Below are 21,300 nucleotides of genomic sequence, written 5' to 3'. Positions count from 1 at the left end.
AAACGGAAACCATGACCAAAACGCTTGTAAGACCCTTGAAGGCCGGTCTCATCGGCGCGGGCATTCAGGCCTCGCTGACCCCGGCGATGCACATGGCGGAAGGTGCGGCACAGGGGCTCCGCTATCAGTATGAGGTGATCGATCTTCTCGAACTCGAAGCGACACCGGACGACCTGCCGCGCCTGCTTGCCGATGCCGAGCAGGAAGGGTTCGCGGGCCTCAACATCACCCACCCCTGCAAGCAGGCGGTGATCGCCCATCTCGATGATCTTGCTCCCGACGCGCAAAGGCTCGGCGCCGTCAACACGGTCGTACTCAAGGACGGGCGACGCTACGGTCACAACACCGACTGGTGGGGTTTCGCAGAAGGTTTTCGGCGCGGCCTGCCGGATGCCGACCTTTCCTTCGCTGTTCAGCTTGGTGCTGGCGGCGCGGGTGTGGCGACGGCCTATGCCGCGCTCTCACTCGGACTGAAGTGCCTCATGGTCTTCGATCGCGAACCGGAACGGGCACAGTCGCTCGCCTCGATGCTCTCCGGCTTCTTCCCCGAGGCCGAAATCGCGGCCGGCACGGATCTTCCGGCGGCGATGCGGGTCGCGTCGGGGCTCATTCATGCAACGCCGACGGGCATGGCGAAGTATCCCGGACTGCCGCTCGACAGGGACCTTATCGACCCGCGTCATTGGGTTGCGGAGATCGTCTACTTCCCGCTCGAAACGGCGCTGCTCGAGGAAGCGAGACGGCGCGGCTGCCGCACGCTTGACGGCGGCGGGATGGCCGTCTTCCAGGCGGTCGGCGCTTTTCGACTGTTTACCGGGCTCGAGCCGGACGCAGCGCGGATGCTCAACCATTTCAAGGCCATGACCGGCTGACACTGACGCCGGAAGTTCCAGCAAGGACAGAAACATGAAGACCTCGATAGCAACGGTTTCGCTGAGCGGCGATCTCAAGGACAAGCTGCGCGCCATCGCCAAGGCGGGCTTTGCCGGTGTCGAAATATTCGAGAACGACTTCCTTGCCTTCGACGAAAGCCCGCGCGAGGTCGGCCGAATGGTGCGCGACTTTGGCCTGGAGATCAGTCTGTTCCAGCCGTTCCGTGATTTCGAGGGTATGCCGGAGCCACTCAGAGCCCGGACTTTCGACAGGGCCGAGCGCAAGTTCGACCTGATGCAGGAGTTGGGCACCGACTTGGTGCTCGTCTGCTCGAACGTGTCGCCGGCGGCAGTGGCTGGCATCGACAGGGCAGCCGCCGACTTTTGCGAACTCGGCGAGCGGGCGGCGAAGCGGAACTTGCGCGTCGGTTACGAGGCGCTCGCCTGGGGGCGCCATATCAGCGACCATCGCGATGCCTGGGAGATCGTCCGGCGCGCCGATCACCCGAGCATAGGCCTCATTCTCGACAGCTTTCATACCCTGTCGCGCAAGATCGAGATCAATTCGATCCGCTCGATCCCGAAGGAGAAAATCTTCATCGTCCAGCTTGCGGATGCTCCGCTGATCGACATGGATCTGCTCTATTGGAGCCGGCACTTTCGCAATATGCCGGGCGAGGGCGACCTGCCGGTGACCGACTTTACCCGCGCGGTGGCGGCGACCGGCTATGATGGATATCTGTCGCTTGAAATCTTCAACGACCAGTTTCGCGGCGGTAACGCCAATGCCATCGCGGTCGACGGCTACCGCTCGCTGATCTATCTCGGGGACCAGGTGAAGCGCGCCGAGCCGGACGTCCGCCTGTCGGTTCCTGAGATGCCCCCGCGCGTCGACGTCAAGGGAGTGGCCTTCGTGGAGTTCAGCGCCTCGGAGGACGAGGCGGGCGAGCTCGAAGCGCTGCTCGTCACCATCGGCTTCAGGAAAGCGGCGCAGCACCGGACCAAGCAGGTGGTGGTCTACCGCCAAGGCTCCATCAATCTGGTGATCAACACCGAGCGGGAAGGCTTCGCCAACGCTTCCTATCTGGTGCACGGGACGTCCGCCTATGCGTTCGGCCTTATAGTGGACGACGCCACGGCGACTGCTGAGCGGGCGAGGGCGCTTGGCGCCGAACCCTTCGAGCAGCCTGTTGGACCGGAAGAACTGCTGGTACCGGCAATCCGCGGCGTTGGCGGTGGGCTCGTCTATTTCCTCGACGAGAAATCCGAGCTCGCCAGGATCTGGGAGATCGAATTCGATCTGGTGCCCGACGAAGGCTTGGTGATGCCGGCCGGATTGACCACCATCGATCACATTGCCCAGACCGTCAAATATGAGGAGATGCTGACCTGGCTGCTGTTCTACACATCGCTGCTCGATGTGCGAAAGACGCCGATGATAGACATCGTCGATCCGGCCGGCATTGTTCGCAGCCAGGTCGTTGAGAATGATGCCGGGACGTTGCGCCTGACGTTGAACGGCGCGGAGAACCGCAACACGCTTGCGGGCCACTTCATCGCCGAGACCTTCGGCTCCGGTGTGCAGCATCTTGCTTTTGCCACCTGCGATATCTTCGCCACGGCTGAGGCGCTGCGTGCAAACGGCTTCAAGGCGCTGCCGATCTCGCCGAACTACTACGATGACGTCGAGGCGCGCTTCGGACTCGACGCGGAACTGGTCGAGCGGCTGAGGGCCGAGAACATCCTTTATGACCGGGACGAGAACGGTGAATATTTCCAGCTCTACAGTCCGACCTACGGCGAAGGGTTCTTCTTTGAAATCATCGAGCGGCGCGGGTATCGCGGATACGGAGCCGCCAATGCAATCTTTCGCATTGCGGCGCTGAAAAAATACCTGAGGCCAGAGGGTGTGCCTAAAAACTGATCTTCCAACGTCAGCTTTGGGTCGGTGACTGGCACGGCTCAGGCAAGTGCTCATTCCGATCGTTGAGGCGTCCTAGACGACCCAGCGTGCACGCACTTGCTATTGATGCTCTTTCCTTCGCGACCGAGGGGTCCGGCGTCGATGGAATGGGCGCCGAACGCTCTCTCGGCGCCCACATAGTTAAGCTGGGGGGCTAGGTTGTCAGAAGTAGCGAACCTCTTCGGCCTTTGTGCTGAGCGGGTCTTTGTCGCGTTTGGACAGCCAGGAGTAGACGGGCGGCACACGGGCGGCGATCGACTCCACGTGGATGTCGAGATCAGGCATGGGCCGTCAGTGTAGGCGAAGACTTCCGCAAGGGCAGCGTCCAATTCCCTTGCGTTTTTTCGCCGTTCCTTCACAGGCAATTTCCGGATGTTTTCCGATAGATACGGAAATTCCATAATTAGTCTTACGCCTCAGCGGCCAGATGTTCTCGTTCGGTGCTTCTAAGATCGCATAATGTATCGCCGGGAATGCCCTACCTGAAGGAGGACATTATTTGATCAGTCGCACGCCAGGCTCGCCACTATCCGCGTAGTCGCCATCGATGAAAACTATGCCGGCGTTTTCCAGAACCGAACGAATGTCAGGGCGGCTGATCGAGGCCAGCGATTGGTAGCACGCCAGTGCGTCAACGCTACCATTCAGGCTGAGATCGATTCGAGCGGAACTTTACTTATGCCGATCGGTTTTTGCAGTAGAAAGCGCGAGCAACGAGCTTATGACTGAGAAAATTGTTCCTCCGCCCAAGAAGGGCGATCCCAAACCACGGCCCGTCCGCCGTCCCGAGCCTCAGGACTCGACGCCGAAGTCCGAAGAACGGATACATCCGCCTCGGGACACTAGAGAGGCGCCGGTGCCAAACCCGAATGGCGAGGATTCCATAACTGTGACGGCACGCTGTCGTGCGCCGAAAGCTAGCTGGCCTGGCGCCTTCAGCCGGCGCAGCCCCGACACGCCAAAAGGGGTTCGAGGGCGGGGAAGAACATGAGGCTCGACAGAACCGGCGTCGAGGGTGAGCCATAAAGCTGCCGTTCAATGGTCAGCAAATTGCCCCGGTACCGCCGCACCAAGCCCTTCCCAGCGTTTCATCGTCACTGACGCGTTCGGTATCCAGCCGACGTGAGTGACGATCGAAAGGCCGTATCGCTGCCGATTACGTCATGCACATCATAGAGGAATGAATATGATCACTCGTTACACGCCCATTGCATCGCTGACGGCTGCAATCTTCAGTTTCATGATCTTCAGTCCGGCATCTGCCTTTGAAATTGCTCAGGCGCAAGAGACGCAGCCGACGCAGGGACAGGCCGACAACAAGGGCACGGAGGCCGCCATCAGCGAACAAAAGATCGAAGCCTTTGCGGTTGCCTATCTTCAGGTCGACAAGGTCAGGCAGGAATATTCCGCAAAGATAGAAGCAACATCGGACGAGGCGGCGAAGAAGAAGCTGGAGACCGAAGGCAGCAAGAAAATGGTCGAAGCCGTCAAAGCCTCGCCGGCCATTTCGGTCGAAGAATATTCGGCAATTATTACAGCGGCACAGAGCGATCCGGCAGTCGCCAAGAAGGTTCAGGCAGAACTTCAAAAGACCGCTCCGGCACAGCAGTAGGTGGCCTCGGCAGCAATCGGATTGCCGGACACTTGCGTGCGGCCCGCGAACTCATTTTGCGGGCTTCCGCTCCCGAGTGCTAAATATGCAAGGAGGCTTGCTGGCACGCCCCGTGGAACTGTCGGCTACTAGCGGCCACTTGCCAAATCTTGGCGGCCACTTCCAGCGACCTTTCGAATGCCTGCACCGGCAGAAACTCGAAACGCGAATGGGAGTTGTAGGCGTCGGTGAAGAATTTGGGCGTCGGAATGCCGCGGGCCGAGAGCACCGCGCCTAGGCGGTCCAGTTCACGAGGAAACCCAGTTCCCCTTGCTTCCGCGGCATCGCCCGCGCGACAGGAAGGGTGCTTCAACGATCGCATAATGTATCGTCCGGAACGGTCGCTCGGGCAGGCGGATCGCGCATGGCCAGCCCTCCATGCTTTCCACTAGGATTTCAGCGACGATCTCCTGACCGTCGGCGCGCGGTCCTGAGTAGAGCTTGATCGCTACCGCCTCGGAGCCGATAAGAGCGGGAAGCCATAGGGAGAATCGTTGCCATGAGAGCACTTATCCAGCGCGTTTCATCAGCGCGCGTCACCGTCGACGAAACGGTGACGGGGGAAATCGGCAATGGTCTGTTGGTCTTCGTTTGTGCGATGAAGGGTGACTCTGAAAAGGAAAGCGAATGGCTGGCGCGCAAGATTGTCAACCTGCGCATCTTCAGGGACGATGCGGATCGCATGAACCGTTCGCTTGTCGATGTCGGCGGCTCAGCTCTCATCGTCAGCCAGTTCACATTGGCCGCCGAGACGAAAGGAAACCGGCCGGGCTTTTCTACGGCAGCGCCGCCGGAGGAGGGCAAACGCCTATATGAGACGTTCTCTGCCAATTTCTCGGCCCTTGGCGTTGCCGTTGCGAATGGCGTCTTCGGCGCGGACATGCGGGTGGAATTGGCCAACGACGGTCCAGTAACGATCTGGCTGGACACGACGTCCGGCTAACCGCTTCAGGGTCGCATATTAAGCGGAACGAGCTTGAGGCGATGATCACCTATACTCGCGATCGGATCGCCTGGATGAATGACTGTCGGGCCGGGGCAGAGCCCAGGTTGAGTAGCATCGACATGCGATCGGAGGTGCCTGGCTTTGAGTTGAATTACTACGAGCGTCGGCGCCCTTTGTTTGCGTCGACCCGCACGGCCGACGGCGCGATCCGTTCCACAAGGTCTGTGCAGAAAAGGTCGCATCATCTATCGAACGGAACTGCCAAGCTGGCGCTGAACAAGTCAGCTCCGGCTCCTGGCAAGAATTCCCGCGAGCACTGTAATCTCACGTTCGAGCACTTCGGGCGTTATGCCGACGAACCGTCCTTCAAGGCTGAGAGAGATCACGCCATGAACGGCCGCGAAGAACGTCCGGGCACGAATTGCCACGTCTTGGCGAGAAGCATCAGGCATATGTCGCGCGAGTGGTGCTGCTATGAGCCCGATCAGGAAAGCGTGTTCGGCCAGGTGCCACTCCGGAACGGAAACGCCCTCCGGCATCCTATGTTCGAAGAGCGCCGACCACAGGTTGCGCTCTGCAAGCGCGAAACGCATGTATGCCAGAGACAGGCTGAGGAAGGTCTCCTCAATGGCCGCTGACGGCGAAATCGCGGCGTTGAGGGTGTTCTCCAACTGTTTCAACGTCCCCGAATTGACGTGGAGAATCAGCCCGTCGAGATCATCGAAGACCGTGTAAAGACCGCCGAGCGCCGCCCCGGCGCGTTCGGCAATATCCCGAGCGCGCAGGTTCTTCAGCCCTTGTTCGCGAATGAGCTCCGTGCAGGCAACAATCAGCCTTGCCTTCAGGTCTTCCTTCTTCGTCTGACGCTTTCCGACCACCGTTAACCTCATGTTTGAACGTTGTTCATTTTTAGCTTGAACATCGTTCATCTTTGTGAGAAAAGATTATTGAACATTGTTCATACATGGAGGTGAGGAAATGTTCAAACAAATCGTAACGTTGATACGAGGTCGCGCCCACGAGGCGGAGGAGGCCTTCGGCGATCGGCATGCGCTACCGATACTTGCGCAGCAGATCCGTGATGCCGCGCGCGGCGTCGAAAGCGCACGTCGGGCGGTCGCTCTGGCGATCGCGCAAAATCGCCTGGAAAAAGAAAATGCCGAGAGGCTCTCTGCCCGCATCGATGATCTCGAAACGCGCGCTATCGCAGCCCTTGAAAAGGGGCGGGAGGATCTGGCTACCGAGGCTGCAGCCTCGATCGCTCGGCTGGAAACCGAACTGCTGAACGCACGTCAGGTTCAGGCGGAGTTTACAGATGGAATAGATCGGTTGAGGCAAGCGGTGCGGCAGAGCGAAACGCGCCTGGCCGCGCTGCGCCGCGGCGAGCGCCTGGCCGAGGCACGTGACCGGACGCGGCGCCTTTCCCGAGACGTGCCTGGCAACGATCTGGCTACGCTCAGCGATGCCGAGGCAACACTTGCGCGGCTCGAAACGCGCCAGCGCGAGGCTGAGTTGACGGCCGAGGCGCTGGTTGAGCTGGAAGACCGGCCTGATCCGACCGCGCTTGCAGAGAAACTGGCCGCCGCCGGTTGCGGGCGCCCGCTCGTGACGAGCGCTGAAGACGTGCTCGAGCGTCTGCGTGCCAAGGCAAACCCTACTCTTTGAACCCACTATCTCTCAAAGGAAAACGACGATGAACGACAGCCTGATGAAACACTCCCCGGCCTGGACCTCCTTCTCCTATGTGAGCTTCGGTGTGGCCGCCTTCATGGTGGTGATCGGCCTTTACATGATGCCGATCGATCTCTGGGGAAAAGGGTATCTCGCCATGGGGATCCTGATGCTCCTGCAGACGGCGGTAAACGTCACCAAGACGCTGCGCGACAATCTGGAAGCTGAAAAGCTCATCCGCCGGATCGATGATGCAAAGACCGAGAAGCTGCTGCTCGGCATCAAGGCCGACGACGTTTAATCCATCGTTAGCCCTGTCGCCACAAAGCACAACCTGTGAACGAGAGTGAAACGACTTTCATCTAGAACGCTCAAAAAAGGGGAGACGTTCCGTGAAAAACAATCTCATGACTTCTCGGCGGTTTGCGCCACTCTTCTGGACGCAGTTCCTCTCGGCGTTCAACGATAATTTCCTCAAGAACACGCTCGTCTTCCTCATCCTCGCCACCGTGGCGGCAAATGATGCCGGATCACTCGTTACGCTGGCCGGCGCCGTCTTCATGGCGCCGTTCCTGCTCTTTTCCGCACTTGGTGGCCAAATTGCCGACAAGTTCGACAAGGCGGTCGTCGCTGAGAGACTGAAGCGCTGGGAACTCGCTGCCGCGGCCGTTGCAGTCGTCGGTATTGCGTACTCCTCCATTGCCGTGCTGCTGGTTGCGCTCTTCCTGTTCGGCGCCATCTCCGCGCTCTTTGGGCCCGTCAAATACGGCATCCTGCCCGACCACCTGGAGCGCAAGGAACTGCCGCGTGCGAACGCCTGGATCGAGGGGGCGACGTTCATCGCCATCCTCAGCGGCACTGTCGTCGCGGGGCTTGCCGCGGCCGATGGCGTCAACCCCTGGCTGTTTGGTCCCATGATGCTCGGCCTTGCACTCGCCTGCTGGCTCTCGAGCCGCTACATTCCCCGCCTTGGCGCCAAGGCGCCGGACATCGTGGTCGATCGCAACGTCCTGCGTTCCACCGGCCGGCTCGTTGCTTCGCTGCGCGGCGATCGGCGGCTCTGGCGCACGGCGCTGATGGCCGCCTGGTTCTGGCTGGCGGGCGCCATCGTGCTGTCGCTGCTGCCACCCATGGTGAAGATCTATCTCGGCGGCGACGAGACTGCGATCACCGCCTATCTCGCCGTCTTCGCCGTAGCGGTCGGCGTTGGCTCGGCGATCGCCGCCTGGATGTCCGCAGGACGTATCGTGCTCCTGCCGGCGCCCGTCGGTACCCTGATCATGGCGCTCTTCGGCGTCGATCTCGCCTGGTGCGTCGGACATGCCGGCGCGGTTGCTCCGACCGAGACGCTCTCTGCTTTCTTCGCCGGTCCCTATACGGTGCGGATCGCCATCGATCTGGCGGGCATGGCCATCGCCGGCGCCTTCCTGGCCGTACCCACGCTCGCGGCCCTTCAGGCCTGGGCGCAAGAGGACCAGCGTTCGCGCGTCATCGGTGCGTCGAATGTGTTGTCCGCGGCCTTCATCACGATCGGCGGCGGCCTTGTCGCCGTCTTGCAGGCGTCCGGCGTGTCGACACCTGTGCTTTTGGCCGGCCTTGCGCTGGCCAATGCCGTGGCGGCCTGGGTCATGCTGCGCACGCTGCCGACCAATGCTTTCCGTGATTTCGTATCCATCCTCTTCCGCGCCTTCCTGCGGCTGGAAGTGGACGGCCTCGACAACCTGAAAAAGGCGGGTCGCGCGCCGATCATAGCGCTCAACCATGTTTCCTTTCTCGATGGCGCGCTGGCCCTGGCGCTGACGGACGAGGAACCGACCTTCGCTGTCGACTACACCATCGCCAAGGCCTGGTGGGTGAAGCCGTTCCTGAAGATGTGCAATTTCCTGCCGCTGGATCCTTCGAAGCCGATGGCAACGCGCACGCTCATCAAGACGGTCAACAATGGCGAACCGCTCGTGATCTTCCCCGAGGGCCGCATCACAGTCACCGGCGCGCTGATGAAGGTCTATGACGGCGCCGCGATGGTGGCCGACAAGACCGGCTCCATGGTCGTGCCGGTCCGTATCGATGGGCTGGAGAAGAGCTACTTCTCGCGCCTCAGTTCCTTGCACGTTCGCCGCCGCCTGTTTCCGAAGGTGAAGGTCACCATTCTGGAGCCCGTTCGCCTCTCTGTTCCGGAAGAGCTGAAAGGTCGCAAGCGCCGCATGGCCGCGGGCGCCGCTCTCTACCAAGTCATGTCGATGTTGATGTTCCGCACCACGGATACCAACACCACCGTGCTCGAAAAGGTGATCAAGACGGCCAAGGAGCGTGGGTTCAACCGGCTCGCCGTGCAGGACCCGGTCACCGGTTCCCTGTCCTATGGCAAGCTGCTGACGGGTGCGGCCGTGCTTGGCGCGAAGTTCAAGTCGCTCTTCCCGGCCGAGAAGGCGCTCGGCGTTCTCTTGCCCAACGCCAACGGTGCGGTTGCAACCATCCTCGGCGTAATGTCTGCCGGCAAGGTGCCTGCAATGCTGAACTTCACGGCAGGCGCGGCCAACATCGTTTCGGCGTGCAAGGCCGCGGAGGTCTGCTACGTGCTGACGTCGCGTGCCTTCGTTACCCAGGCGAAACTTGGCCCCGTCGTCGAGGAGTTGTCGAAGACGGTGGAAATCGTCTGGCTCGATGATCTGCGCCAGACGATCGGCCTTGCCGACAAGCTGCGCGGTCTCCTGCAGAAGGCGCGTCCGCTTGTTCGACGCACAGCCGACGATCCGGCCGTCATACTCTATACCTCCGGTTCGGAAGGGACGCCGAAGGGCGTGGTGCTGACACACCGCAACATCCTCTCCAATGCGGCTCAAGCCGCGTCCCGCATCGATTTCCACTCGGGCGACAAGGTGTTCAACATCCTGCCGGTGTTCCATTCCTTCGGGCTCACCGCTGGTACTGTCCTGCCGCTCATCTCCGGCGTGCCCGTCTATTTCTATCCGTCGCCGCTGCACTACCGGATCATCCCGGAACTGATCTACGCTTCCAACGCGACGATCATCTTCGGCACCGACACCTTCCTGAACGGTTATGCACGGACGGCCCATCCCTATGACTTCCGGTCGATCCGCTATTGTTTCGCCGGCGCCGAGCCAGTCAGGGCGGCTACCCGTGCACTCTACATGGAGAAGTTCGGTGTCCGCATCCTCGAAGGCTACGGCGTGACCGAGGCGGCGCCGGTGATTGCGCTGAACACGCCGATGTTCAACAAGGCCGGTAGCGTCGGCAAGATCATGCCGGGCATGGAGTATAGGCTCGATGCCGTGCCGGGTGTCATGGAGGGCGGGCGGCTCTTCATCCGCGGCGCCAACGTCATGGCCGGATATCTCCGCGTGGAGGCGCCCGGCGTGATCGAGCCGACGCCGGACGGCTGGCATGACACCGGCGACATCGTCACTGTCGATGAAGATGGTTTCATCGTCATCCGGGGTCGGGCCAAACGATTTGCCAAGATCGGCGGCGAGATGGTTTCGCTTGGCGCTGTGGAGTCGCTGGCGGGAGAGCTGTGGCCGGGTCAGTTGACGGTTGTCGTGTCGCTGCCTGATGCCAAAAAAGGCGAGCGCCTGGTCATGCTCACGGACGCTCCGGGTGCAACACGTGCCGCATTCCTTCGCTTCGCCAAGGAAAAGGGGGCGATGGACATGATGGTTCCCGCGGATGTGAGGGTGGGTGCCGTGCCTGTGCTTGGAACCGGAAAGGTGGACTTCGTCAGTGCTCAGAAGCTTCTCGCCGAGACTGCAAGGACCGAGGACGCCGCCTGATGTAGAAAAGGGAGCCGGCTTCAGTCCGGCTTTCCGTTCAACACGAGGTCACGGGCCGGAAGGCGATATTTCGGAACGGTCGACGGCGCCGGCCCCACGCGCAGGACATTGATCAGCCGGTGGCCGGGTGGCAACGGGAAGCGCTGCCGCATCGCCTCCGAAGCCGCGGGCAGATCGGCCAGCACCGCCATCGGCCAACCGGCGAAACCGAGACGCGTGAAGCCCAGCCAGAAACGATAGAAGGCTTGCCCAGAAACGATCGCGCTCTCGCTCTCCGGCCGATGGAACAGGAGGCAAGCCGCGGCGGTTATTGTCTTTCCCGCTTCGGCGACGAGACTTTTGCCGAGGCCCAGCCGATCGGCAATATCGAAAAGCGGCGAAGCGAGCACATGCTCCGCCAGCGCGCCTTCCAGCCGTCCCATCTGCAGGGCGGCAAGATTGAGCCCATCGAAGGCATAGGCCGGATGGGTTGGAGAAAGCCGCATCCACGCCACGAGTTCATCGCGGAACGATTTTTCGCGCATGATCGACAGACTTGCGCGGTCGTTAAGTGCGGCAATGAAGGCGAGATCCTCGTGGCCGCTGGCGCGCTTTACATCAGCCGTCTCAGCCACCCAGTGCTCAAGGCGTGTGATCTGTTCGGGCGCCGCGGGCAAGAAGCGGGCACGCCATGTGAAGCGTTTGGTGGTCCAGCCGGCAAGCTCCGTCGGCATCGCCGCGCCCGCAAGTGTCAGCCGCGCGGCCAATCGGTAGCCGGGCCTCCAGTCGAGAATGTTGTCGGCCCAGAGATCTTCGATGGCCACACCGATCCCGCACGCGGCGAGCGCCATCACCATGCCCTCGAGCGCCGCTCCACAGGAAAGCCCCATGTCGCGACCGGTCGGATCGCCGACGCTGAGGTGTCGGGAGAGGTCGGCAGCAAGCAGAATGCATCCGTCTTCGTCCAGCATCCAGCGGGCCGGGGTGTTGTGGACGGAGGGGGCGAGGTTAGCTTCAGCCGCCAGGTCGGCGAGCGTCGCGGCGTCAATGCGGTTCATAATGTCTTTCCGAAGAGATGCAGACGATGGAGAGGCCTTGCGCCGGCTTTTTCCGCCTGCCTCAGGCTCGCCGCATTGACGTCCGCGATCCAAGTGCCGCCGGCAGTCTCATAGCCGGCGCGGCGCATTTCTTTGAGCACATGGGCGAGCAGGAGTGGATTGAGACCACGTCCCTGATGCTCCGGTTTCACACCCTGGAATATGATCACGGCACGCCGACGCTGGAGGCGGTGCCTGAGCAGATGCCAGGGCGCGCTCAACCCGAGCCGCGAGCCCATCGCCTTCAGCATCGGATTGACGTCAGGTATGGCAATCACCGCGCCGGCTGGCGCGCCGTCTTTCTCCGCCACCGCCGAGATGCGTGGATCCATGATCCACTTCATCTCCTTGGCCTGAAAGTCGTATTCCGCTCGGCTGACGGGGACGAACATCGGATTGTGGGCGAAACTCTCGTTGAGGATCAGCCGGGAATCCTCCAATCTCCGTTCGAGCGTTGCTCGCCGGATCGGTGAAAAACGGAAGCCGTCGTCGAAAAGCGTGCGCATCTGCGCGCTGGCGAGCAGGCCATCGACTGCCACAGTGCGGACGTCGATTTCGAAGGTGGTCATCGGGAAGCATGGGGCGTACCCCCGGCGTTCCAGCAGGCGGGGCAGATGCGGTGGCCCCCAGATCTGATCCGTATAGGGCGCGTTCTCGAAACCGCCGATCATGATGCCGACTTGCTGCATGGCAGTCAGGTTGAAGTTTCCGAGGATTTCCCCAAAGCCCTTCGCGCGCGCCCAATCCTCTGCCCGCTCCAACAGGGCGGCCGCGACGCGCTCGTCGTCGGCACAGTCGAAGTAACCGAAATAACCGCGCTCAAGGCCAAAATTCGCGTTCGCTGCGCGGTGCACGTGGGCTGTTATGCGCCCGCGCACGGCGCCGCCGTCATGGGCCGTGAAGATGGCGAAGTCTGCTGCCGTATCGAAGAGAGGGTTCTTTTCAGCTGAAAGGAAGCGCTTGAGGTCGCTGAACATCGGCGAGACGTAGGGCGTGCGTGCACCGTAGATCTGAAAGGGCGCGGTGAAGAAGGCGTCGATATCCCCCTCGCGGATCTCAATCATGGAGCGAGTTCCTCTCGGAGATCAGCATGGCCATGCGCTGGACGACCTTCAACTCGGTCTCCGCACCCGGCGTGGCCGTGACGGAGGGCATGTTGAGCGCAATCAGCCGGAACGGCCGGTTCGACACCAGCATGACGTGGGTCGCCTCGTATTTTTCGAGCAGCCAGGCAAGCTGCTCGGCGTCCGATTGGGAAAGGCTGCCCGTTTCGGCAGTGCGCATCAACGGCCGGGCAGCAAAGAGCGCCTTGATCACCGGCAAGTCGAGGTCGGAAAGTTCATCCTCGCCAAGCAGAAGTGCGCCATCCACCAACGGATGGTTCTGCAATTCCTTGAGGAATCCGAGCGTGTCGTCGATGCGGTCCTCGGCCAGATGCCGGATCAGGCTCTGCCGTCTTTGCTCTGTGCGCAGGCTTAGGCTGTCCTTCCAGATTACGCCAAGCAAGGCGGCGCTGAGGATGACGCTGGCCGCCCGCACCAGCGCCGCCGGTTCGAGCTCGTTTTCGAAGCCGATGACAAGGGCTGCGAGCAGAGCGACCGAAAGCAGGATGGCGAAGGAGACGACGGTGTCGCGATGCCCGACGGCGCTCTGGCCAAGGCTGATCAGCAGCCAGCACAGGAACAGGATCGCGACCCCGCCGAGCCGCACCGGCTGGTCGATGTAGGCCGAGCGGAAATCGGTGACGAGGAGCGGCAGGATCAGAAGCAGCGAGAGGGCCACGCGGTCAACCGCCTGGTTCTCCGCCTTCGACAGGCTCGCCCGGTCGCGCGTTACCGTCATGTGCCCGGCGAGAGCGAAGGTGACGAGTTGATAGACGAACAGCAGCGCGACACGCCAGGGCTCGGCGATCGATGCCGGCAGGAAGGCGAGCGCAATGAAGGCGGCCGCACCCCCGGCTGCGATCCATTTCGTCGTCCTCGGCGCATGGCGGCGCAACAGGCCCTCGGCGAGGAGAACTGTGGAGAGCGGAACGAGGCCTGCAGTTATGATCGTTGCGGCCTTAAAGATGAAGAGATCTGTCCACCAGCCGAGCACCCGGCTCGCCATCAGTGCCGCCAGCACCTGCAATCCAAAGAGGAAGCGGCGGTTCAGCGGGCTTTCCGCATCGAAGCTACGGATGGTGCCGATCAGCACAAGGAGGCCGCCAAGTGCTGCTAGCGAAACGAAACTATCGGCAACGAGCGGCGTGTTCATGGCGCTGCCGGAGCCGCAAGGCGCATCAGGTAGCGACGTACCAGCGGACGCAGCAGCGCCGCGACGACCGCATTGCGGGGCCGTTCGATGCGCCCGGCATGGAGATTGAAGAACCAGCCGCGGCAATCGGCGGACTGTGGACGACCGAGGACCACGTGGATCGCCTCGTAGGCCATCAATGTGCCGGTGGAGATCACCATTGGCGCGAAGGACATGCGACTGCGGGTGCCGGCAATCACTTCGCCGGCGAGCGAAAGATCGACATGGTGGCGTGACGACGAATGGACCATCACGTATTCTGCCTCGCGCAGGAAAGCTTCCGCCCGCTGGTCAGCCGTAAGTGCGTTCCAGGCGGTTCCGGCGGTCGGATAACCGAGCCGCTCTTCCGGCATCGGATCTTGCGGTCGCGTCACGTAAACGGAGGGCAGGGGAGACGCATAGGCGTCGATCACCGTCCGGCCGAGGTTTCGCGAGACGCGATAGAGCAGGAGGCTGGCGCCGAGATCGTCCGTCCCGTTGATGACGACGTCCGCGTCGGCAATGAGCGTCTCGGCATGATCGGTCCAATCCGGGCCGAAGACGGTCACGTCCAAGTCGGGATTGATCTTTAGGCAGAGGTCTCGGGTCGCTTCTGCCTTGGGCGTGCCAATAGTGTCGGCAAAACAGAAGACCTGGCGGTTGAGGTTCGACAGTTCGAAGCGGTCGATGTCGGCGAGAATGAGACGGCCGATGCCGGCCCGCGCCAGCGCCTGGATGCAGGCGCCGCCCATGCCGCCGGTTCCGCAGACGAAGACGGTCGCCAGTCTCAAGCGTCGTTGCTCCGCCTCTGTGACGAAGCCGATGTTGCGCGTGGTGAAGGCCTCGTAGGAGAAGACGCTGCTCATTGGTTTGAAGGCCTCAATATGCCCCACTGTCGACGGCTGTCCGCCCAATGCAAAACTGGCAGAGCCAGCCTTTGGACGAGGATGACGAAACTTGCGACGGCAAGACGACCGAGCGCGTTGCGCGGCACGCTTTCCATGAGGTAGCGCTGCGCCGCGTTGAGGTCGAGCTGTCCGATCTGAAGCAGGTCGTCGCCGCGATCGTAGTCGAGTTCGGCTGCGCAGAAGTCGTTGTACTCAGCCTTCCGGTGCTTCGGCGCCGCCTCGAAGGTCTTTTTCAGGTTGTCGGAACCGCCCGTATATGCGTTGGTGATCACGAAGCGATCACCGTCGAAACCGGAATCAGGACCGACGCCGAAGACATGACGATGGGAGCCCATGATCGCCGTGGCGATCAGTTGCTGATGCAACGATCGACGCGCGCCGCGCGTGGGCGCTGGGAAGACGCCACTGAAGGTCTCGGCCACCATGCCGGCAACGGCCGGCACCTGGGTGACATTTGATATCCAGAGCGGACGAAGCTGGTTGCGCAGGAAAAGAAGAAAGCAGGTGAGGCCGTAGAGCACCCAGGAAAGCCCCTGGCTGCGAACTGCGGGATCGATCATCACCAGCCCCAGGTGGAGAACGTCGACGGGTTTGCCCGAGAGAGAGACCTGGATGACCGGCAAGGCGTTGAAGGCGACCGGCTCACCGTCTGAAACCCGATAGACGACCGTCACGATCGTCCGGGCGAGGGCGTCTTCACGCTCGGAGAAGACGCCGTAGTCCAGCTCTCCGTCGGGAACCGATCGCTGCGCGACCTTTCGCAGATCGTGCCGCAGTCTGGCGACTTCCCGCTCGCTCATCCACAGCCCGGGAGCTTCCACGATCCTCGCGCGGAAATCTGGTGAAGTCTCGAATGAGAGGTCGAGGCGCTTCTTCAGCACGACCGATATCAGATTGTACAATGGCCCGGCCCGGCAGCTTCAATTCTAGAGTGGAGGTTTGTGCAAGCTTGGGTCGCATCTTCGCGGGAGAGAGCAAACATTTGGTTTAATTTTGGCCGAGAGCAAGCGCCGACGGTTTGGTATCAGGCGGTGATGCCGTGATTGTCCTCGCCGACTCCTCTTTTTCTCACAAGAAGCGCAGATCGTCATAAGACAAGCGCCGTGCGTTCAGATGAACGCACAAAAGTACGCTCCAGCACTTTGATTCTAGAGCATCTTTTCGCTTCTAGTGCTTCCACTTGAAAGCGGGAGCTCTAGTCGAGCATGACCATGTGAGCGGTCAGTTGTTCCTCGAAGAATTTCGAAAAGGTCGCGATGCGCGGCGGTAGGGCCTGGTAGGGCGGATAATAGAGCGTCAGCCAAAGGTCCGGTGGCGACCAGCCACGCAGGACGTGGACGAGCCGGCCACTGCGAATATGCTCGGCGATATGGAAGCCCGGCAGCATCGCCACGCCCGCGCCGTCTGCGGCCATGTCGGCCAGGACCTCGCCATTGTTGGCGCTGAATGCCCTTCCGGCGACGATGGTGATGCTTGAGCCTCCGTCCGAAAGCAGCCAGTTCTCACGTCGGCTTTCGCCGCTATAGGCGAGACAATCGTCCGGTGTCAGTTCGCTCGGGTGTTCCATCTCAGCGAACCGACTGCCTGGCGCGGCCACCAGAATCCGCGGGACCACCTTGATCTTGCGCCATATCGTAAACTTGTCCGAAGGGGCCGACGAAATGCGGATCGCGAGATCGTAATCGTCATCAACGATGTCGACCAGGCCGTCCGACAGCGAGATCTCGAAGCACATCTTCGGGTAGAGCTCCCGGAAGCCGGAGAGGATCGGCGGCAGCACTGTCTTGCCGAGCCAAGTCGGCGCGCTGATCCTCAGTCGCCCCTGGTCAGCCTTGTGGGCGTTCTTGACATCACGCCGCGCGTTTTCGAGCGTATCGACCGCTGGCTGAATCTGGGCGGCAAAAACGGCGCCGTCCGTCGTCAGCGATACCTGGCGGGTCGTGCGAACAAACAACTGGACCCCGAGATCATCTTCAAGCGCGGCAATGGCCCGCGTGACGGCAGCGGGCGTCATATCGAGCTCGCGGGCAACCTGAGCGAAGTTGCGCTTCTCGGCGGCCATCAGGAAGATTTTCAGGGCTTTGTGATCGTTCATCTCTATTGTTTCAAAAATCGCAACTCACTCGAAAGAAATATTGCAATTCTGCGACGTAATCAACCCGAGTACATCTCTTCGCATCGACGGACAAGTCAACGAAGAAAGGCACGGGCCATGATCAAGGATATCAAGGGACTGCATCACGTCACCTCCATGGCGTCGGATGCGCAGCAGAACAACAGGTTTTTCACCGACACGCTCGGCCTTCGCCGCGTGAAGAAGACGGTCAATTTCGATGATCCGAGTGTGTATCACCTTTATTATGGCGATGAGAACGGTACGCCTGGTACCGTCATGACGTACTTTCCGTTCCCGCACATGATGATCGGGCGGCCGGGCGTCGGCGAAGTCGGCGAGACCCAGTTCTCCATTCCAAAGGGGGCGCTGGCCTTCTGGAAGGACCGCCTCATTGCTCAAGGTGTGGGTGGTATTCAGACCGACACGGTCTTTGGTGCCAATCGCCTGCGTTTCACGGGCCCCGATGGTGATGGCCTCGCCCTGGTCGAAGCGGCCGACGACGTCCGCGCCCCCTGGCTTGCCGAGGGCATTTCCGAGGCCAACGCCATCCGCGGCTTCAGCGGCGCCCGCTTCAACCTTCACGACACGGCGGCGACCGAAGAACTCCTCCGTTTCATGGGCTATGAGCGTTCTGAAATCGAAGGGGACGTCACGCGGTTCATCATTCCCGGCGGCAACGGTGCAGACACGATCGACCTGGCGGCGCTCCCGAAGACACCATTTGCCCGCCAGGGGGCTGGTTCGGTCCATCACATCGCCTTTGCGGTCGAGAACCGTGAAAAGCAGCTCGAAGTGCGCAAAGCACTGATGGACACCGGCTACCAGGTAACTCCCGTCATCGATCGCGACTATTTCTGGGCGATCTACTTCCGGACACCGGGCGGGATCCTGTTCGAGATCGCAACGAACGAACCCGGCTTCGACCGCGACGAGGACACCGCCCATCTCGGCGAGGCGCTGAAGCTGCCGAACCGATACGCACCTTTCCGCGACAAGATCGAGGCAAATCTGGTTCCGCTTGCATAGGACCGGCGCCTGATCGGTGCCATTCGCAAGCAGCGCGTCCACCCTGGAAAACGCATCGGCCCGAACCCGGCTAAGCGATGCGATAGGCAAAGCCACTCTGAGTCAAACCGCTCAGAGTGGCAGCTAAACCAATCAAGGATCACCGTCATGAAACTCTATCTGATGTCGCTCGGCGCCGGACTTCTCGTCGGCATTGTCTACAGCCTCCTCAATGTCCGCTCGCCGGCACCGCCGGTTATCGCCCTGGTCGGCCTTCTTGGAATTCTCGTCGGCGAACAGATCGTTCCTTTTGCCAAAACTCTGTGGGGCAAGGAGCCGGCGGTGATTTCCTGGATCAACCAGATCAAACCCCACATGTTCGGTCACATGCCGAAGGGAGAAAACCGGAGCGATTTCGCCGCAGCCCAGCAGGTTCGGATCAAGTCTGATAGCTGAGCCCGCGCCGAAAGCCTTTCCGCGTCCAGCACGAGCCCAATCGAAATGGCGGATCGAACGGCAAGTTCTGAAGCCCCTTCGACACCGAGAGATTGCAACCTCGCTGCTAAACGGCGAAACATTGGCAGGACCGACCCGACAGGCCCTGTCGACCTCTGGAGAACGATCATGAGCGGAACCAGGCTTTTTTCGCCCTTGGAAATGGGATCGCTTAATCTGCGAAACCGCATCGTCATCGCGCCAATGTGCCAATATTCGGCCACGGACGGGCAGATGACCGACTGGCATCTTATCCATCTCGGTAATCTGGCCCTGTCGGGTGCGGCTGTTCTCACCATCGAGGCGACCGCAGTCCTGCCTGAGGGCCGTATTTCCTATGGCGATGTCGGGCTTTATTCGGATGCCTGCGAGCGCGCGATGGGCCGGGTTCTGGACGGGGTGCGACGGTGGTCCGACATGCCCATCGCCATCCAGCTTGGTCATGCCGGACGGAAAGCTTCCAGCGAAGTCCCATGGAAAGGCGGTCGCCAGATCAACCCGAAGGACGAAGGCGGCTGGAAAACCGTCGCACCGAGGCCTGTCCCTTTCCACGATGACTATGACCATCCGGTGGCGCTCGATCGCGCCGGCCTTGCGCAGGTCCGCTCGGCCTTCGCCGATGCCGCCAGGCGCGCCGCCGCTCTCGGGCTGGACGCTGTCCAAATTCACGGAGCCCACGGCTATCTCCTGCATCAGTTCCTGTCGCCCCTCTCCAACCGTCGCACAGACGACTATGGTGGAACGCTGGAAAACCGCATGCGCTTCCCGCTTGAAGTCTTCGAGGCCGTTCGCGCGGCATTTCCGGCGGACCGGCCGGTGACGATGCGGGTCTCGGCGACCGACTGGGCGCAGAACGGCTGGGATATCGAGCAAACCATCACCTTTTGCCAGGCGCTTGAAGCACGTGGCTGCTCGGCCATTCATGTCTCGTCGGGCGGCCTTGCGTCCCACCAGCAAATTGCGATCGGCCCAAGCTATCAGGTACCCTTTGCGCGCGCCGTCAAAGAGAATGTGGCGATACCGGTCATCGCCGTCGGCCTCATTACAGAGTTCGAACAGGCCGAAGCAATCCTGACGACGGGCGATGCCGACCTCATCGCGATTGCCCGCGCCATTCTCTACGATCCCCGCTGGCCCTGGCATGCCGCCGCGCATTTCGGCGAGCGGGTGTGGGCGCCCGATCAGTATCTGCGATCGCAACCCCGACAACTCCGTCATCTCTTCGACCGCTAGGCAGACGTAAGAACCGGCGCGCACGCCATACCGATGTCGGATCGCGCCCTTTTTCTTTTCGACGCTGACCGCAACGTAGAAAGAAGACCCTCTCCTGCGGCAGGAGACGGTCTCAGCGGGCCGGGGCGGCCCGAGGCTTCGGGGAGGGGATATCGAAGCCGGGACTGGAAGATGCTGTCTGCCCCCTGGAAGCGAGGCGATGGTTGAAAGGTAGACCTGCGCGGTGTGCTACGTAACTACACTTAGGTATCGGTGCGCCTGGACAAGAAGCTTGTTTTGTCCGGCGAAAACCGCGGAGCGCAAACGGATCGTCGCCTCCTATCCATCAGTTTCTGCAACAGGCCGTTTGAAGCCCGGCCGGGGAAGGGAAAGCGTCCCATGAACCAATCCGAAAACAATGTGGTTATCGAGCGCCCGGAGCTGCGCCGCTTCGAACTGGCGGTCGACGGGGGCATCGCCGCCGTCTACTACCGTCAGGAGGATGGGCGCCTAGTGTTGATCCATACGGAGGTTCCTGAGGAATTGTCCGGCCGCGGGATCGGGTCGCGGCTGGTGACCGGCGTTTTCGACCTCGTGAGAGCGAGCCACCGAAAAGTCGTCATCCGTTGCCCGTTCGTGGCCGCCTGGTACGCTCGCCATCTTGACTATGGCGACGTCGTCGACGGTTGACCGGCGCGACCGACCGTCAAAGCTTGGCGTCACCGCGCGCCGCATCAAGGCCGACGGGTCCGCCGCCTGCGGCAGCGAGATAGAGGAACACGAAGCAGAAGATGATGGCGGCCGTACCGCCGTTCTGAGCCGGATAAAAGCCCTGCGGCGCATGGCGCAGGAAATAGGCCGACGCCATGACGCCCGACAGAATGAAGGCCGAAAGCCGGCTTCTGAAGCCGACCAGCAGCGTGAAGCCGAGGACGAGTTCGAACAATCCGGCAATCCAGGGCAGGGAGCCGACGGGCGGTCCGCCGCCGTCACTTGCGGGAAAGCCGATGACCTTCTGCGTTCCGTAGCTGAAGAGGACGAGGGCCGAGACGATGCGCAAAAGGCTGAGCAGATAAGGGGCCAGCTGGTTGGATAAAGCGTGCATGCGTGTTTCCTTTGCAAGCGACCCGGGCAGGTCAATGTGGGCGTGATCTGAATCATTCACAATAATGACCGGCTTCTTGCGAAGCCGGTCATTATTGTGGGTCTGGGGTGTTGCGCGGTGGGCAGATCGCCCCGTTATTTTGCCGGGTTGGGGCCGATCGTCTTGCCGTGGCGGACGCGTTCGTCACCCTTGTGAACCATGGTGACGGCGTAATC

General features: G+C 61.4%; 20 protein-coding genes and 1 pseudogene. 11 read left to right on the top strand and 10 right to left on the bottom strand.

The annotated features are described in order from the left end of the window. The first annotated feature begins 11 nt into the window (after positions 1–11). The gene (locus AC3WWH_RS20770) at positions 12–872 is read left to right on the top strand and encodes a shikimate dehydrogenase (RefSeq protein WP_058324387.1); all 861 of its coding nucleotides are present in this window, start codon (positions 12–14) and stop codon (positions 870–872) included. A 34-nt stretch (positions 873–906) separates the two neighbouring features. Beyond that, complete coding sequence (locus AC3WWH_RS20765; protein ID WP_113398899.1) at positions 907–2,796, top strand: sugar phosphate isomerase/epimerase and 4-hydroxyphenylpyruvate domain-containing protein; 1,890 nt, start codon at positions 907–909, stop codon at positions 2,794–2,796. A gap of 201 nt (positions 2,797–2,997) precedes the next feature. Here the strand turns inward: AC3WWH_RS20765 and AC3WWH_RS20760 are convergent, their stop codons facing one another. Beyond that, positions 2,998–3,120 carry a hypothetical protein gene (locus AC3WWH_RS20760; RefSeq protein WP_280938352.1) on the bottom strand — a complete coding sequence of 41 codons (123 nt, stop codon included), beginning with the start codon at positions 3,118–3,120 and terminating at the stop codon, positions 2,998–3,000. A gap of 901 nt (positions 3,121–4,021) precedes the next feature. Here AC3WWH_RS20760 and AC3WWH_RS20755 point away from each other — a divergent pair. Beyond that, positions 4,022–4,447, top strand: a complete 426-nt coding sequence (locus AC3WWH_RS20755) for a DUF4168 domain-containing protein (protein ID WP_492377277.1) — start codon at positions 4,022–4,024, stop codon at positions 4,445–4,447. Positions 4,448–4,526: 79 nt separating this feature from the next. Here the strand turns inward: AC3WWH_RS20755 and AC3WWH_RS20750 are convergent. Then, positions 4,527–4,721: pseudogene (locus tag AC3WWH_RS20750) on the bottom strand (hypothetical protein); the annotation flags it as partial. Positions 4,722–4,985: 264 nt separating this feature from the next. On the opposite strand from AC3WWH_RS20750, the gene dtd reads away from it, so the two are divergent. Continuing rightward, positions 4,986–5,429, top strand: coding sequence for a D-aminoacyl-tRNA deacylase (gene dtd, locus AC3WWH_RS20745; RefSeq protein WP_057255177.1), 444 nt, complete (start codon positions 4,986–4,988; stop codon positions 5,427–5,429). Between the two features lie 284 nt (positions 5,430–5,713). Here the strand turns inward: dtd and AC3WWH_RS20740 are convergent, their stop codons facing one another. Then, positions 5,714–6,310, bottom strand: a complete 597-nt coding sequence (locus AC3WWH_RS20740) for a TetR/AcrR family transcriptional regulator (protein WP_058325122.1) — start codon at positions 6,308–6,310, stop codon at positions 5,714–5,716. 100 nt (positions 6,311–6,410) lie between these two features. Here AC3WWH_RS20740 and AC3WWH_RS20735 point away from each other — a divergent pair, with 100 nt between their 5' ends. The 3 genes from AC3WWH_RS20735 (at position 6,411) to AC3WWH_RS20725 (ending at position 10,894) form a co-directional block, all read left to right on the top strand. Continuing rightward, positions 6,411–7,097 carry a PspA/IM30 family protein gene (locus AC3WWH_RS20735; protein ID WP_058325118.1) on the top strand — a complete coding sequence of 229 codons (687 nt, stop codon included), beginning with the start codon at positions 6,411–6,413 and terminating at the stop codon, positions 7,095–7,097. A gap of 28 nt (positions 7,098–7,125) precedes the next feature. Continuing rightward, entirely contained in the window at positions 7,126–7,404 is a 279-nt protein-coding gene (locus tag AC3WWH_RS20730; protein ID WP_057255179.1) for a YiaA/YiaB family inner membrane protein, read from the top strand. 91 nt (positions 7,405–7,495) lie between these two features. Beyond that, entirely contained in the window at positions 7,496–10,894 is a 3,399-nt protein-coding gene (locus AC3WWH_RS20725; protein WP_492377227.1) for an acyl-[ACP]--phospholipid O-acyltransferase, read from the top strand. A gap of 20 nt (positions 10,895–10,914) precedes the next feature. Here the strand turns inward: AC3WWH_RS20725 and AC3WWH_RS20720 are convergent, their stop codons facing one another. From AC3WWH_RS20720 to AC3WWH_RS20695, 6 genes are all read right to left on the bottom strand, one after another. Beyond that, complete coding sequence (locus AC3WWH_RS20720) at positions 10,915–11,931, bottom strand: hypothetical protein (protein ID WP_492377226.1); 1,017 nt, start codon at positions 11,929–11,931, stop codon at positions 10,915–10,917. Further along, positions 11,928–13,034, bottom strand: coding sequence for a GNAT family N-acetyltransferase (locus tag AC3WWH_RS20715; protein WP_058325115.1), 1,107 nt, complete (start codon positions 13,032–13,034; stop codon positions 11,928–11,930). The genes AC3WWH_RS20720 and AC3WWH_RS20715 overlap by 4 nt, the downstream gene beginning before the upstream one ends. Further along, positions 13,027–14,226, bottom strand: coding sequence for a hypothetical protein (locus AC3WWH_RS20710; protein ID WP_113399640.1), 1,200 nt, complete (start codon positions 14,224–14,226; stop codon positions 13,027–13,029). Before AC3WWH_RS20710 ends, AC3WWH_RS20715 begins: the two co-directional genes overlap by 8 nt. After that, a complete protein-coding gene (locus tag AC3WWH_RS20705; protein ID WP_058325113.1) occupies positions 14,223–15,110 on the bottom strand; it encodes a HesA/MoeB/ThiF family protein in 888 nt (295 codons plus the stop codon). The genes AC3WWH_RS20710 and AC3WWH_RS20705 overlap by 4 nt, the downstream gene beginning before the upstream one ends. After that, the gene (locus AC3WWH_RS20700) at positions 15,107–16,054 is read right to left on the bottom strand and encodes a hypothetical protein (RefSeq protein WP_113399641.1); all 948 of its coding nucleotides are present in this window, start codon (positions 16,052–16,054) and stop codon (positions 15,107–15,109) included. The genes AC3WWH_RS20705 and AC3WWH_RS20700 overlap by 4 nt, the downstream gene beginning before the upstream one ends. Before the next feature lie 293 nt (positions 16,055–16,347). Further along, on the bottom strand, positions 16,348–17,247 hold the full coding sequence (locus AC3WWH_RS20695) for a LysR family transcriptional regulator (protein ID WP_492377225.1): 900 nt from the start codon (positions 17,245–17,247) through the stop codon (positions 16,348–16,350). Positions 17,248–17,364: 117 nt separating this feature from the next. On the opposite strand from AC3WWH_RS20695, the gene AC3WWH_RS20690 reads away from it, so the two are divergent. The 4 genes from AC3WWH_RS20690 to AC3WWH_RS20675 all read left to right on the top strand — a co-directional run bounded on the left by AC3WWH_RS20690 (position 17,365) and on the right by AC3WWH_RS20675 (position 20,670). Beyond that, the gene (locus tag AC3WWH_RS20690; RefSeq protein ID WP_492377224.1) at positions 17,365–18,294 is read left to right on the top strand and encodes a VOC family protein; all 930 of its coding nucleotides are present in this window, start codon (positions 17,365–17,367) and stop codon (positions 18,292–18,294) included. Positions 18,295–18,441: 147 nt separating this feature from the next. Then, complete coding sequence (locus AC3WWH_RS20685; protein ID WP_058325110.1) at positions 18,442–18,729, top strand: XapX domain-containing protein; 288 nt, start codon at positions 18,442–18,444, stop codon at positions 18,727–18,729. 168 nt (positions 18,730–18,897) lie between these two features. After that, on the top strand, positions 18,898–20,001 hold the full coding sequence (locus AC3WWH_RS20680) for an NADH:flavin oxidoreductase/NADH oxidase (RefSeq protein ID WP_492377223.1): 1,104 nt from the start codon (positions 18,898–18,900) through the stop codon (positions 19,999–20,001). Between the two features lie 378 nt (positions 20,002–20,379). Then, complete coding sequence (locus tag AC3WWH_RS20675; protein WP_058330206.1) at positions 20,380–20,670, top strand: GNAT family N-acetyltransferase; 291 nt, start codon at positions 20,380–20,382, stop codon at positions 20,668–20,670. Positions 20,671–20,686: 16 nt separating this feature from the next. On the opposite strand, the gene AC3WWH_RS20670 is transcribed toward AC3WWH_RS20675, so the two are convergent. Continuing rightward, a complete protein-coding gene (locus AC3WWH_RS20670; RefSeq protein ID WP_058325108.1) occupies positions 20,687–21,085 on the bottom strand; it encodes a DoxX family protein in 399 nt (132 codons plus the stop codon). Positions 21,086–21,300: the final 215 nt, after the last annotated feature.

This window comes from Ensifer sp. EB106-03-01-XG145 (assembly GCF_058792075.1).
This window is presented reverse-complemented; position numbering and strand designations above follow the sequence as displayed.